11 protein-coding genes are annotated in these 14,812 nt (G+C 31.4%); 1 reads left to right on the forward strand and 10 read right to left on the reverse strand.

The genetic code is table 11. From position 1 onward, the window contains the following. Positions 1-46: 46 nt before the first annotated feature. The 9 genes from PW5551_RS01510 to PW5551_RS01550 all read right to left on the reverse strand — a co-directional run bounded on the left by PW5551_RS01510 (position 47) and on the right by PW5551_RS01550 (position 8,138). Entirely contained in the window at positions 47-658 is a 612-nt protein-coding gene (locus PW5551_RS01510; RefSeq protein WP_113073857.1) for a hypothetical protein, read from the reverse strand. Beyond that, on the reverse strand, positions 648-1,286 hold the full coding sequence (locus PW5551_RS01515) for a sigma-70 family RNA polymerase sigma factor (RefSeq protein WP_113073858.1): 639 nt from the start codon (positions 1,284-1,286) through the stop codon (positions 648-650). Before PW5551_RS01515 ends, PW5551_RS01510 begins: the two co-directional genes overlap by 11 nt. 143 nt (positions 1,287-1,429) lie before the next feature. Next, positions 1,430-2,638, reverse strand: a complete 1,209-nt coding sequence (locus PW5551_RS01520) for a DUF5723 family protein (protein WP_113073861.1) — start codon at positions 2,636-2,638, stop codon at positions 1,430-1,432. Between the two features lie 13 nt (positions 2,639-2,651). Further along, complete coding sequence (locus PW5551_RS01525) at positions 2,652-3,773, reverse strand: hypothetical protein (protein WP_113073863.1); 1,122 nt, start codon at positions 3,771-3,773, stop codon at positions 2,652-2,654. Positions 3,774-4,035: 262 nt separating this feature from the next. Then, on the reverse strand, positions 4,036-4,755 hold the full coding sequence (locus tag PW5551_RS01530; protein WP_113073865.1) for a pseudouridine synthase: 720 nt from the start codon (positions 4,753-4,755) through the stop codon (positions 4,036-4,038). Then, positions 4,715-5,260, reverse strand: a complete 546-nt coding sequence (locus PW5551_RS01535; RefSeq protein ID WP_158526108.1) for an SMC-Scp complex subunit ScpB — start codon at positions 5,258-5,260, stop codon at positions 4,715-4,717. Before PW5551_RS01535 ends, PW5551_RS01530 begins: the two co-directional genes overlap by 41 nt. Then, a complete protein-coding gene (locus tag PW5551_RS01540; RefSeq protein ID WP_158526109.1) occupies positions 5,247-5,903 on the reverse strand; it encodes a segregation/condensation protein A in 657 nt (218 codons plus the stop codon). Before PW5551_RS01540 ends, PW5551_RS01535 begins: the two co-directional genes overlap by 14 nt. 49 nt (positions 5,904-5,952) lie before the next feature. Further along, positions 5,953-6,930 (reverse strand): tryptophan--tRNA ligase, encoded by a 978-nt coding sequence (gene trpS, locus PW5551_RS01545; RefSeq protein ID WP_113073871.1) that lies wholly within the window; start codon positions 6,928-6,930, stop codon positions 5,953-5,955. A gap of 53 nt (positions 6,931-6,983) precedes the next feature. Beyond that, the gene (locus tag PW5551_RS01550; protein ID WP_113073873.1) at positions 6,984-8,138 is read right to left on the reverse strand and encodes an RtcB family protein; all 1,155 of its coding nucleotides are present in this window, start codon (positions 8,136-8,138) and stop codon (positions 6,984-6,986) included. A 186-nt stretch (positions 8,139-8,324) separates the two neighbouring features. Between PW5551_RS01550 and fliD the strand changes: the two genes are divergently transcribed. Beyond that, positions 8,325-9,809 carry a flagellar filament capping protein FliD gene (fliD, locus tag PW5551_RS01555; protein ID WP_113073874.1) on the forward strand — a complete coding sequence of 495 codons (1,485 nt, stop codon included), beginning with the start codon at positions 8,325-8,327 and terminating at the stop codon, positions 9,807-9,809. 41 nt (positions 9,810-9,850) lie between these two features. On the opposite strand, the gene PW5551_RS01560 is transcribed toward fliD, so the two are convergent. Further along, on the reverse strand, positions 9,851-14,779 hold the full coding sequence (locus PW5551_RS01560) for a DNA-directed RNA polymerase subunit beta' (protein ID WP_113073876.1): 4,929 nt from the start codon (positions 14,777-14,779) through the stop codon (positions 9,851-9,853). Between the last annotated feature and the right edge of the window lie 33 nt (positions 14,780-14,812).

The following is a 14,812-nucleotide window of genomic DNA, read 5'->3' on the forward strand; positions in this document are numbered from 1 at the left end:
TCCTCCATTGTCTTATATTTTCTTTTGTTAATTATAACACAAACTTTTATTTTCCACTGACTGTTGGAATATATAGGTTTAAATCAATCATAATATTAGAAATTTCTTTATTGGGATGCTTAATAAGTCTATACTGTCCGGGTTCTTTTATAAGAAAAAAGACATTTTCTGGAACCCCGCTTTTAAAAGAAGAATTAAAAGGAACTATATAGGTATATTGAGTTTCAATTGATGGTTCTTTAAAGAAATAGAATTTATAAGGGTTTAGACCTGGTTTTAAATTTCCTTGAAAAACATATCTTCCTTCTGAATTTCTAAAGGCAACCCAAACATCAGAAGATCCTATAATGTATATTTGCATATAACCAGTATCTGAAGGATTATCTAGATTAGTTATAATTAAATCTAAATCTTTCAAATGTTTTTCTAAAAAGTTATTTGAAACAATAAATTTTTCTACTAGTCCATTTGGTTCAAAATATTCACTCATAACTGAAACTTCTTTTTCTATACCAGTCATCCTATCTTCAATTTTAGAATTTAATCTATTGAATTGACTTTGCATATTATTTCTATGTTCAATAATCTTTATCTCGGTAGCTATGGACAAGGCAATAGCCACTAAACTGATTACTAAAACGGTAACTTTAAATTTCATATCTGCCTCCAAATATATCTAGTATCTTTTCATACTCTTCTGTTTTTTTCTCAAGTACTTTTTTTATTTTTTGAATAGTATTGTCAACTTTCTTTGTTGTTGTTTTTAGTTGTTTACTTATTTCTTTGTAAGTATAACCTTTTAACCATAATTCTACAATCTCTGTTTCATGTTTTTCAAGTTCTTCAAGGCTTTTAGAGATAAAGTATTCTTTAAGATAATCTCTTTTATCTGGGTTAACACTTTGTATATAATAATCTGCGTTTTCTGTAAAATTTTCATCAGTACTTTCCATACTCAAAGCTTCTGTAAGCACCTTATGTTTATTACGATTCAAATAAGTTATAAAAGATTTCACTTCTGATGAGATATTCATATATGCAAAACTAGAGAACTTTGTATTGGCATCCTTCTTGAAATTATATACCGCTTGAATTAAACCAACCAAACCTATTTGTAAAAAATCTTCGAATTCTAACCAAGTACCATAATATTTTGACACTATAGACTTCACCATAGGTTCAAATTTTTCTAATATTATGCCAAGGGCTTGGTTATCTCCTATTTGTGAAAGTTCGATAAGTCTATTTAAATTCAAGGCTCTAAGCTTGTAGATATGCCTACTCATATAATTCCTCACATTTTGGATGTAAGTTGTTTCATTTTGAACAAAGTAATATTTTTCGCAATGAGATTACTTTCTATTATACTATAAAGTTGTTATAAACAAAAAAGGGCGCAATGCGCCCTTTTTGTTATTTTCAAAAACAACTAAAATCCTAAAGCAATGCTTGTTTTAAACGATAAGCTCCTCATATCAAAAATCTGGGTGAGTTCTTTATCTGTAAAAGAAAATTCACTTCTACTTTCAAAAATTCTTGAATTTATTCCAAAACCCAAACTCAAGTTCCAAAAATCATAATAATTTTCAATACCTAAAGAAAGTGAAAGTAGATTCAATAAAGAAGTTTTGGCTTTAAGGCCCCAATTAAAGGTTTGCCCTTCAAAATAGTATTCGCCATATGGAATAACATCAAGAACCAATACAGGGATTCTCACAAAGCCAGTAACACCTAACGGATATGAGTACTCTTGTGAAACACTTTGAGATTCAGTTGTTGGAGAACTTTCTTCAGAATCATCTCCAAATAAAGTAATTGTTTCATTATAAGTAATCTCGTTTGTAACGTTTGCAGGCTTAATTCCTATATTCTTAACAGCAACCCCAAAAGTTGGATCTTTAGGCTCTCCAAAGGTAACTCCTATGTCTATGGCCTGACCACCATTAGAAAAAAGTTTGTCAGTAAAAGAATTAAAAGAGAGACTTTCAAGCTCTTCATCATTAAAAGAAGAATAAAGTTCGAGTTTTGCATTCAATTCAGCGGTCAAAATTCCATCTTCAGTGGAAAACTTATACTCAATATTTGTATCCTTCGAATATAATATAGGCATGAAAAAGTTGTAAGTTAGACCAACTGAAAAACTGTCGAAATTATATGAACCATATAGACCTGCTTTAATGGAAGAATCTAAGTCAAATGCGATTGAACCTTCATCAGTTTGATAAATCTCGTTCCCTTCAGCTATGAGTTTTACTAAATCATTGGGAAAGATCAAATCACTTTTTAGATCTACATTAACTACAGCACCAAGGCCGAAACCAAAGATATTTGCAACGAAATGACCGTCGATATTATCTTTTGTATAAAATGTAAGATCAGCTCCATTTAGGGATGTGTATAACTCATTAAAATCAAAAGTAATCTTGGTTGCTGTAAGCCAGGAAAACATATCTGAAGTACTGTATGCATTTTGATATATTAGTAAATCTGGAGATACTACTAATTCAAAAAAACTTCTATTGCCTGTTGATTCTAACAAAGCCGGATTAAGTGAGCTTTCAAACGATCTTAAAGCTTCTGAAAATATAATCATGCTAAATGTAGAAATAATTAATAATAATATTATTATCTTTTTCAACTTCATCCCCTCCTCATTCTGCCGTTAAAGATATTGGAATAGTTATATCAGTAACTAAATCTATCCAAAGTGAAACTTCCAAACTACCTTCTGTGTTTAATGCGTAAGTACCATCGGGTAACCTTATAGAGAATAACAGATTGTATGGGATTTTATTTTTTATATCGTTTATAAAACCTGTTAGATCAAGCACTTCCCCTTCTTTTTGTCCCGTTGAAATAGTTTTTACAACAGGGTCACCTAATGGATTTTCTTCATCCACATCCCATCCTTGTACACTCAACTTTAGAGATAATCCCGTATTATTTTTATAATCCATGTAAAGTTTAAGAGATTCAATTCCATCAAATATATCGCTAAGGATATCATCTTCACTATCTTGACTTCTACCAAAAATATCTTCGTTTCCAATATCGTCTTCGTTGGAGTATAGTTCAACTTCCTGGCTTATAGTGAATTTGAAAGGAAGAGTAAATAATAGGTTTATAGTTGTATCGTCACCAGCTACGAATCCTTCGTTAAAAGTTATATCCATATCACTAATTACGATAACTTCTTGAGAATTAAATAGATCAGCAATATCGGTTGGATCTTCAGAATCAGAGGATAAATGGACTGGCACTGGGTTATCTTTAGCAGTTAACGTAGCCTCAATTGTAACATTTGTTGCATTTCTAGTCTCTAGTTTGACTAAGAGAGATTCTAGTTCAATATCGTCAAAGATGCCTAAACCCCCTTCAGGAAATGAAGCTATTGTTGCGGGGTCTGACGGAACTATTAGCGTTAGAGTTGTTGAATCACTACTTGCAGATATCCAAGCGGAAATATCATTAAAATCACTCACAGGCAACTTTCCTAAAATTTCCTCACCATTAAAAACCTGCATATCCACCTCGTAGGCTAAATTGTCGGAATCGGAAGTGGTCTTTTTTACCGTTGCATTTTCGAAAATACTTTTTAAATTATCCTCAATCTCTTTAAAATCAAACAGGTCTTCCATTGCTATACTTTCCTCATAAAGAATCGGTATCTGAAGTTTTGGCGAAGTTTTTATTTCTACTTCTTGAAGAGCACATGATGTTACTAAGAGCATAGAAGCAGCGATCAAAGTAAATACCAAATAAAACCTTTTCATTTTTTTCACCCCCAAAAATTTTTCTTACTTAATTATATATTTATAATATATATAATACTATGATTATACAACAAAAAAACTAAAAAAAATCTAAATCGTGTTTTTTTTAAAAGTGAGGAAATTGCAAAATAATTTAATTTTTTTGACTATCTTTCTTAATAATGTTTAGGTATAATGTAAGTACCCATCCCCCCGAAACATCATTATTGATATTTCGGCCCATCCAATGAGGACGCTTATGCGTCCTCATTGTTTTTAGCGTTTACAGTCTTTCAACCTCTTCAATTTTCAACTTTTTTATATCCCCAGCTTTGGGTACTAGATCTATACTCCATGGACCAAACTTTACTCTTTTTAGTTCCAAAACTTTATAACCTAAAGCTTTTACCATCAATTTTATCTGTCTTTTTTTGCCTTCGTTTATACTTATTTGGAGTATAGATTTATCGCCTTGCTTTTTTATTATTCTTACTTTAGATTTCAACGTTTTATAACCTGTTTCTAAAGTTATTCCGTTTTCTAACTTACTGATTTCTTTTTGTGTAGGTACAGCATTTATTAGAACCTCATAGACTTTTGTTACCTTATTTTCAGGCCTTAATAGGTAGTTTGCAATCTCACCATCGTTAGTTAGAAGAATAACACCACTTGCATCATAATCAAGACGTCCAACGTAAAAGACTTTTTCTTCTATCTTTCCTTTTATTAAATCGTATATCGTTTTTCTTCCAAAATCATCTTTAAAAGTGCATAATACCCATTTTGGTTTGTTTAGTAGGTAGTATACTTTGTTTTCAGATATCTTTTTTAATAGTGAAAAACTGTATTTTTTATTTTCAAATTCTATGGAATCATCTGTTTTTAATTGATACCAAGGTTCTTTGACTATTTTTTCATTTACTTTTACACCCTTATTTAATATATACTCAGAGGCCCCTCTTCTACTTAGCGATATTAACTGAAGCGCTTTTTGTAACGTCATTTTTCTTCATTGCCTCCAATTTTTTTAAAGTTTCATCGGGTAAAAGTTCATAAAACTTTTCACTTAGTTTGTAGTATGTATGATTGTCTTTTTTTATTTTTTTTACCAAGTCATAATCCAGTAATTTTTTTAGTTGATGATAACTATTTTTACCCCTCGTTTTTTCAATTTCAATGGCTCTACTATCTCCATTCATAAACAAAATTGCAAGAACTTCAAATTGAGTTTCTGTAAGCTCTAATTTTCTTATATTTGGAAATATCATTGATTTTATTTCGGGTTTTATCTCAAACCGGTACTTATTCCCAATTTTGACAAGTTCTACTCCATGTTGATCCCCTATATAATGATAAACAATTTCATTCATATAATCTCTTAGATCGTCGCTTTTAATATTTAACCTTTTGGATATTTCTTTAAAACTTATCCCATTTGGCTTAGAAAAAATAAGCGCTTCTATCATTCTTATTTCAACATCTATCTTATCTTTTTTATCTATATTCATTGGGATCACTTCCAAGATGTTTATTAGATGATTTAATGAAGTATCCATTGCTATAATCAAAAAAACCTCGGTTAACAAGAATTAAAGAAGCTAAAAACATTACCAAAAAGTTCAATTTGTTGTGTTTTGAGTATTCAAATAAATCAAATGAATTAAAATGCTCTTTTTTTTCTAAAAATTCTATAGCATCTTCTATACGATAAGCTTCTTTGATTATTTCTAATTTTTTTTGTTTTGATATATAATCATCAAAAAATTTTACTAATTGGTATTTAACGTCTTCTTTTTCCATTGATGCCTTATTTTTAACTTTAATAGGTTTCTTTTTTTCTTTTCCAAAATTGTTCTTTATTACTTCTTGTGCCTTTTTTATGATATCGTAATTTTCAATAGTTGTGTATATATATTCCCTGTGTTTTTTAAATTCTTTGTCTTTATGTGAGTTAGGTAAAATTTCTTTTGATTTTAAAAAAGTTAGATATGAAGCTAATTCTAAAAATTCTCCGATTGAATTTAAATCCTGAAAGTTATTGTTAACGTAATCAACAAAAATATCAGAAATATAACTTACTGATATCTTTCTAACTGGTATCTTCTTTTCTTTTACTAATTCAACAAGCTTATTAAAAGGTCCTGAAAACACATCCAGTTTTACATCTAACTCTTCAAATGAGATCTTTTCACTCCCTTAACTACCATTTTAAATGCATTGCTTCTCTTACTTCTTTCATAGTTTGTTCAGCCACTTTTCTTGCTTTCTCATTACCTTCTAAAGCTATATTTTTAGCGTCTTGAAGGGTTGTATTTGCGAGTTTATCCCAAACAGGTTCTAACCTTTTTTTCATGTTTTTTATCAACAACTTTTTACAGTCTATACATCCTATACCTGCGGTTGTGCATCCTTTTGTTACCCAATCTTTTTCTTCTTGGGAAGGTGTAAAGGCTTTATGATAATCCCATACAGGGCATTTTTCAGGATTTCCGGAGTCTGTTCTTCTTTTTCTAGCAGGGTCAGTCATCATGGGTAATATTTTTTCTTTTAGCTCTTTTTCATTCGTTTCAATATTTATTATATTTCCATAACTTTTGGACATCTTTCTTCCATCTGTTCCAGGAAGTTTGGGAACTTTTGATATTATAGGCTGAGATTCAGGAAATATCTCTTTGTAGGTCATGTTGAATTTTCTTGCTATGTCTCTTGTGAATTCAAGATGATAAATTTGATCTTCTCCAACAGGGACCCTGTCACCTTTATATATTAATATATCAGCTGCTTGCAAAACTGGATAACCTAAAAAGCCTAAATTTGTAAGATCTTTGTTTGAAATATTATTAATCTGTTCTTTGTATGTTGGGATTCTTTCCAATCGGGAAACAGAAGATATCATGCCAAAAAGGAGATAAAGTTCAGCATGTTCTTTTATTGCCGATTGTATAAATAAAACACTTTTTTCAGGGTCTAGACCAACTGCTATATAATGCCTTATAATATCAAGTGTTGATGTTTCTATAATCTCTGGTGTATCATAATGAGAAGTTAGTGCGTGCCAATCGGCTACAAAGAAGAAGTTTTCATTCGATTTATTTTGTATTTCAACCCAATTTTCTAAAGTCACGAAATTTCCAATATGTAATTTTCCCGTTGCCCTCATTCCACTTACTACAGTCATCTATTTACCTCCGATAAATAAAGATATTCATTAAATTATATCATAATTTATTTCTAAGGTGCCTTGAAATTGTAAATCGGGATAATTCTTTCTTTTATTTCAACTGTTTCTCTTATACTTTCTTCTATTTCATTTAAGGGTTTATAAACCATGGGAGCTTCGTCTATTGTTTTTATGCTAACGGAGGTAGTATAAATACCTTCCATAGACTTTTTGTATTCTTCAAGGTTTAGGTTTTTCTTTGCTTGTCTTCTACTCATAACTCTTCCCGCACCGTGAGGTGCAGAGTAATTCCAATCTGGATTGCCTTTTCCGATACATATTAAACTTCCATCTCTCATATTAATAGGTATAATTAGTTTTTCACCTTGTTGTGCTGAAACAGCTCCTTTTCTGAGAATCATATTTTCAATGTCAATATAGTTATGAATTGTTGTAAACCTTTCTGAAATCGTTAAATTCATCTTTTCAATTATTTGATCTGCGATTGCTTTTCTGTTTAACATGGCATACTCTTGGGTAATCTTCATGTCATGAAGGTAATTATGAAAAGCTTCTTTTTCCAAATAACATAACTGTTTGGGGATATTGCTTTCTACAATGGGTTTAACTTTATTTTTCTTTCTTTTTTTCTTTTTTGAAAGAGATTGGCCTGTTAATAATGAATAAGCTAAATTTTGATAATATTCAGCGACCTGTTTCCCTAAAAATCTGCTGCCTGAATGTATTAATAGATAAAGATTACTAGAAGAATCTTTATCTACCTCAATAAAGTGGTTCCCTCCACCTAAAGTACCGATACTCAAGATGGCCCTTTCCAAATCAATAAAATCTCTACATTTTAACTCTAATATTTTACTCTTTTCTATATAAGGGTGAGGTGTTTTTCTTATATTAAATCCAGAAGGGATGTCTCTATTTATTAGTTTGTCTAATTTTTCAACGTTCAAATTTTTTTCATGGACTTTCACTACCTCCACTCCACAGCCGATATCCACACCAACTAAGTTAGGAACAACCTTATCTGTTATAGTCATAGTTGTTCCTATGACACAACCTACCCCCGTATGTGCATCGGGCATTATCCTTATTTTACTTTTCTTAACAAACTCTTGATTACACAACTCTTTTATTTGTTTTATTGCCTCTTCTTCTAACTCTTTAGCAAAAACTTTCGCTTCATTGAACTGTCCTTTTATTATAAACATAATTTAACATCCTCTAAAAGCTTTCTTTGTACTTAAATAATACCACATATTTAAAATATTTTAGGATAAAAAGGCATTTTTAAAGAATTAATAAATGTAATAAAATCGAGAATGAACTTTTTCTAATTACAGTTTTTTAAAAAAAAGACGATAATAAAGTGATAAATCTAAAAGGATGTGAGAGTTATGGCTTTTAATCCTTACATTGGTACGTTTCAATTAACAGGAGCTGTTTCTGGGATGGATACCGGGGCAATGGTAGAAAAACTTATGGAGATAGAACAGCAACCATTACTTAGAGCTCAAGAGAAATTTGACACACTTCAATATAAGCAAAAACTATGGATGGAAGTTGATAACAAATTAGAAGACTTCTATGATTCTTTAATTAACTTTAAACTAAAAGGAAATTTAATTCCAAAAAGTGCTTTTTCTTCTGATGAAACAGTTTTAACTGCTTCTGCTAGGGCTGACGCGATAGATACAACATTTTATTTAAAAGTTAATTCCCTTGCTTCACAAACAGTTTTACTTGGGGAAGGTATAGATTCTGATATTACAAAAAAATCGTCTATAGGAGAAGTTATTTCTGCAACAGGTGATTCTACATTTACAATACACAAGGGATCAGATTCTGTTGAAATTACAGTTTCAGATGGGGAAACAATACAAGATCTCATAAATAAAATAAACGAATCCAGTATCGGTGTTGAAGCAAGATTTGATGATAAAAACGGTAAATTCTTTTTAATAAATAAAGAAAATGGAGATATAAATATTAGCGTAAGTGCTGAAGCAGATTCCCATGGAGAACTTTTGTTGACCTCTTTGAACTTAAATGGCACCCCTAATTTAACTCTAGGAAGTTATGCAGAAGTAGAGTTGTCTTTCAATGGTTCTACCTCTGTTACAACCTATAGCAATTTGACGGAAAATTCTTTGGATATATTTGATACTACTGTTAATTTAGAATCCACATCAAGTAACTTTGTGAAAGTTTCTGTAGAACAGGATATAGATAAGAGTGTAGAAGTTATTAAAGAGTTTGTGGATAAATACAATGAAACAATAAATTATATATACGATTTATTACGTGAAGATAAAGTTACCGGTAAAGCAGAAGATGAGATGACAGAAGAAGATCATATGAAGGGAATGTTGAAGGGTGATAGGAACTTAGAAAACATTTTCTATAAGTTAAGGAATATGGTGTACTCTTCTACTGATATTTCTGATTCACAGTATAATTCCTTGTTTCAAATAGGCATTTCATCCGGTGATTTTGGAGCAGGTTATGAAAAAACAATGAAAGGTTTACTGAGTGTTGATGAGGATAAACTTAGAGAAGCTTTATCCAACGATGCGGAAAGTGTATGGAAATTGTTTGCAACTAACGATAAAGATAATAATAAGTTTGGATATGCACAATCTATTCAAAATTATTTATTTGATGTTACGAAATTCAATGGATATATTGATCAAGTTTCTGGAACAAATGGAACTATTGGAAATGAAATGAGGCGAATTGCTAAAGAGATGACATCGCTGCTTGAAAGACTTCAGAGGAAAGAAGCACGGTATTATGCACAATTCTCAGCTATGGAACAAGCTATGCAACAATTAAATATGCAAGGGATGTTTATACAAAACGCCTTTTCAAATAATTCTTAAAAAAATCCCCCGCTTTTTTATCGGGGGATTTCAAATTGGTTTTATCCTGCTGATTTCTTTTGTTCAGCTTCAGTTACTTCTTCAGGTTTTGCTATTTCGTAATTGAGATTAGAGTATAACTTTAACCCAGTTCCTGCAGGAATAGGTTGTCCTACAATTACATTTTCTTTTAATCCTTTTAATCTGTCTACTTTTCCTTCTATAGATGCTTCTGTTAGTATTTGTACAGTTTGCTGGAAGGAAGCAGCTGATAACCAACCCTCTTTTTCCAAAGAAGCTTTAGTTATTCTTAATAATCTTCTTTCATATTTTATGGTATCCTTAGGATTAATAAGATATTTTTTAGAAGTTCCTACAATGTGTGATTTTCCATCTTCAGTTTGTAATTCTTTGTAATCTTCATATATTTCAATTTCTTTTATGTTTGTTTCTATGATTTCGTTCAGTATTTCTTCGTTTAAATCTGTTCCTGGTTCATATATCTTATCTTCCTCTTCCTCATCTTCTACAGGGATTATTACTCTTTTTGAAAGTTTTTTCCCCAAAACCGTTTCTCGATTTTCAGATACCTTAGAATTTTCTTTTAATATTTGTTCATTTATTTTTTGAACCTTATTAAAACTTACCAGATCTCCCGGCATGAAATCGGTGTCTCCGCCGTCTAGGATTTCTATTTTGTTTATCATTTGTCTTATTATTATTTCGAAATGTTTGTCGTGAATGTCGACACCTTGTTCGGCGTATATCTTTTTAATTTCACTTAATAAGTGATTAGATAAGGCATTGACACCTAATTCTTTTAAGATTTTTCTGGGTTTTATATTTCCTGTTGTTAGTCTTTGACCAGGTAATACTTTATCTCCTACTTCAACTACAGCTTTTGTTCTATAATCAGATTCATAACTTTCTAATTCTCCGTCTTTATTTTCAATGATGATCTTTAATCTTCTACCTCTTTTGTTTTCTGTGTCTCTTTCAATAGCTTTGACTATTCCTTTTGTTTTCGAAAATTCTCCTTCTGGCCCTTTTGTTTTCTTTCTGGCTTCAAATAGTTCTTCGGCTCTTGGTAAACCCTGTGTTATATCTGAGGCAGTAGCAATACCTCCGGTGTGGAAGGTTCTCATGGTAAGTTGTGTGCCAGGTTCACCAATAGATTGTGCAGCGATTATTCCAACAGATTCTCCTATATCAACCATTTTATAATTTGATAAGTCCATTCCATAACATTTTGCACAGATACCGTCATCTGCTTCACAAGTTAATGGAGATCTTATAAATATTGCAGGTCTGACTTTTACTGTTTTGATACCGTGTTTTTCTAATAATTTTGCTGTTTTTAAATCAATTCTTTCTTGGTATTTTAATAGAGTAGTAATTTTATTATCTACTTCTATTTTTAGATCTTCTCCTGCATATACAAAGTCTACAGAGCCGTATTCTTTAACTTTTAATGTTTCTTTTCCATGCAGGAATATCTCTTCAATAACATCGTCTGTTACTTCTTCGCCTTTTCTTAGAATAAAGTTTCCTTCTACTTCTATATCTTCCATTGATTCTAAGAAAGAACCTTTAGGAACATCATCAAGTTTTATGATTTTTTCTGTAGATATTTCAATGTCTTTAACATAATTAGCTAGAAATAATGAGTCTTTTTCTTTTAATACTTCTCCGCGTTCATATTTTTTATTTGTTTCAGGGTTAAAGATTACATCACCAGTTTCAGGGTCGAATATGTCTTTTGCTAAAACTCTACCGAAAAGGAAATCAGACAAATTTTCAATCTTTGAATCATCAGACCAAAGTTCTCTAGCTTCAATCCCTCTTTCTGTTCCACAATCATCTTCGGTTATTGTTATGCTTTGAGCAACATCAACCAGTCTTCTTGTGAGATATCCAGCTGTTGATGTTCTTAAAGCAGTATCTGCTGAACCTTTTCTTGAACCATGAGTCGATGTAAAGAACTCTAATTCGGATAACCCATTTTTGAAGTTAGATGTAATAGGTACCTCGATTATCTTTCCTGAAGGATCGGCCATCAATCCTCTCATACCTGCCAACTGTTTAAGCTGATCAATATTTCCTCTTGCACCTGATTCGATCATCATCCAAATAGGATTGAAGGTGTATTTTCTATATGTTTTGGCCGTTTCTACAGTAACTTTTGCAGTGGAATTTTCCCAAATTTTAATTACCTCTTTATACCTTTCATTATCAGTTAGATACCCTTCCTCAAATAATGATTCTATTTCAAGGACTTCATTTCTTGCTTCCTCTATAAGCTCTTCCCTTTTTGGAGATATCAATACATCTCTTATGGAAATAGTTAAACCTGATAATGTGGAATAATGAAAACCGAAATCCTTTATACTATCTAAAAGATCGGCTGTTTTGTCAATTCCATGTTTCTCAAAAGTGTTGAATATTAAATCTTTCAATCCTTTTTTATCCATTTTTTTAGAGTAATTTCTTAAATCTTCCGGGACTTCTGTGTTGAAAATTATTTTTCCAATAGTTGTTTTAATCAATTTGCCATTGTTATATCTAAACGCTATTGGTTCATGAAGAGATAATATTGATTTTTTAAGTGTTATTAAGTTATCCTGTAGGTATACATCGGAATCTATTATTTTAAGATATTCGTATGCATATGTTGCTTCTAAATCGTCTGAAAATATGAAACTTACATTTCCTTTTTTACCAATTTCTGAAACTTTCTCAGGAATTTTAGCATTGTTAAACTTTTCGTCTTCGTGCATTGTTAGATAATACGAACCGGCTATTATGTCTTTTCCAGGCATGGATAAAGGTTTACCGTTTGCTGGAGATATTATGTTGTAACGAGATAGCATTAGAAATTTAGATTCTGCTTGAGCAACACTAGAAAGCGGAATATGTATAGCCATTTGGTCTCCGTCAAAATCAGCGTTAAAAGGCGGACAAACCAATGGATGTAATCTTATAGCGTTTCCTTCAATTAATTTAGGTATAAAAGCTTGAATAGATACTCTGTGTAAGGTTGGAGCTCTGTTTAATAACACAGGGTGACCCTTTATAACTTCTTCTAATACCTCCCATGCTTCCGGCATTTCTTTTTCAATTATAGTTTTTTTAAATTTTCTAGCACTTTTACTTGCAACGTTAGAATCTTTTAATAATTCTGCTAGAACAAACGGTTTAAAAAGTTCTAAGGCCATTTTTTTTGGTAATCCACATTCATGTATTTTTAAATCAGGACCAACAGCTATAACAGCTCTTCCAGAATAATCAACCCTTTTACCCAATAGATTTCTTCTAAATCTGCCTTTTTTACCTTTTAGTAGATCAGTTAAAGATCTTAAAGGTCTTCTGTTTCTATCAGTCATGGGTTTTCCAACACGTCCATTATAGAAGAGGGAGTCTACAGCTTGCTGCAAAATTCTTTTTTCATTTCTTACTATTATTTCAGGAGCGTCCATCTCTAATAATTTTTTTAATCTGTTATTTCTATTAATTACTTTTCTATATAAATCGTTTAAGTCAGTAGCTGCGAATCTACCACCTTCTATTTGAATTAAAGGTCTTAGATCGGGTGGAATTACAGGAATAATATTAGTAATCAGCCATTCTGGTCTATTACCTGATTTTATGAAATCTTTGATCAATTTTAACCTTCGTAGTATTTTAACGCTTTTTTGACTTTTCCTGTCCATTTTTTCTAATTCGGCTTCCAATCTTGCTTTTAATACTTCGAGATCGATTTTTCTTAACAGTTTCTGAATGGATTCTGCCCCATAACCGCTTTCAAATTGTTCGTATCTATTGATTTGATATATTTGTTCACTTCCGTCTTCTTTTCTTGCTATTAAATCTTTAACACCAAATTCTTGAAGTTGTTCTAATATTTCTTGAGTTATTTTGATTCCTTTTTCAAATTTCTTACCGGGAAACACGATTTCTGAAACTAGTTCCTTATCTATTACTTCTTCTCTTTCTTCTTTAATCTTGGAGTTCAATATTTTCATAACTTCTTCGTAAGCTCTTGCTTCATCTTCTAGCAATATATCGCCAATTTTCTTGCCTATTCTTTTGGAAAATCTTTTGTCTATATCAGTTATCACAACTATTGGTGTATCTCTTTCAATATCTCTTTCAACTTCTATTGAGCCGGGGTAATATTCTAGAAAGAGGGAATACTCCTTTTGTGTCAGATAATCTTCTTCAAATAAAAACCTATCTGCTAGAGGAGTTCCTTTTTCTACTTCTTGCCCATCTTCCACCATTATGGAAGCCCCTTCAAACATGGGATATTTTCTTTCTATTCCCGTTTCATCTCTGATTATTATCCATGTAAGCTCTCTTTCCGTTTCAGTCATTTCCTCTTTTATTTCTACCATTCCATCAATATCAGCTATAGGCATTCCTTTCACAGCAACTATTTTTACTGCTGGTTCTACTCTTAAATCTAAATATTCCGAATATATTTCAAACTCCCTCTGATATAGAACCTCTCCTGGGAGATATCCTAAATTTTCGTTTTCTGAGCCGCTAAGAGTTAGATATGCTCTTTCTATAACTCTTTTTGAACCATAGTATATGATATTTTCAAGATCTTTGACGCCGATATTTAATATAATAGATAAGACAGACGGAGAAGATTTCAAATACCAAATATGAGAAACAGGTGTAGCTAATTCTATGTGACCTATTTTTCTTCTTCTGGCCTCTTTAGATTCAACTTTTACTCCACATCTCTCACATACTGTTCCTTCATATTTCTTGCCTTTGTATTTACCACAAGCACATTCGTAATCTTTAATTGGTCCAAAGGTTTTTTCACAAAACAGACCATCTTTTTCAGGTTTTCCTGTTCTGTGGTTAAGTGTTTCAGGCTTTTTAACTTCTCCGCTTGATTGTTCCAAAATACTCTGGGGGGATGCTATCCCAATTCTTATCTTAGCAATCTTCCTTTGAAAAGAAGAAATATTTGCCAACTCAAATCCCTCCTTGAGGGTATATTTTTATTT

This window comes from Petrotoga sp. 9PW.55.5.1 (assembly GCF_003265365.1).
GTDB lineage: Bacteria > Thermotogota > Thermotogae > Petrotogales > Petrotogaceae > Petrotoga.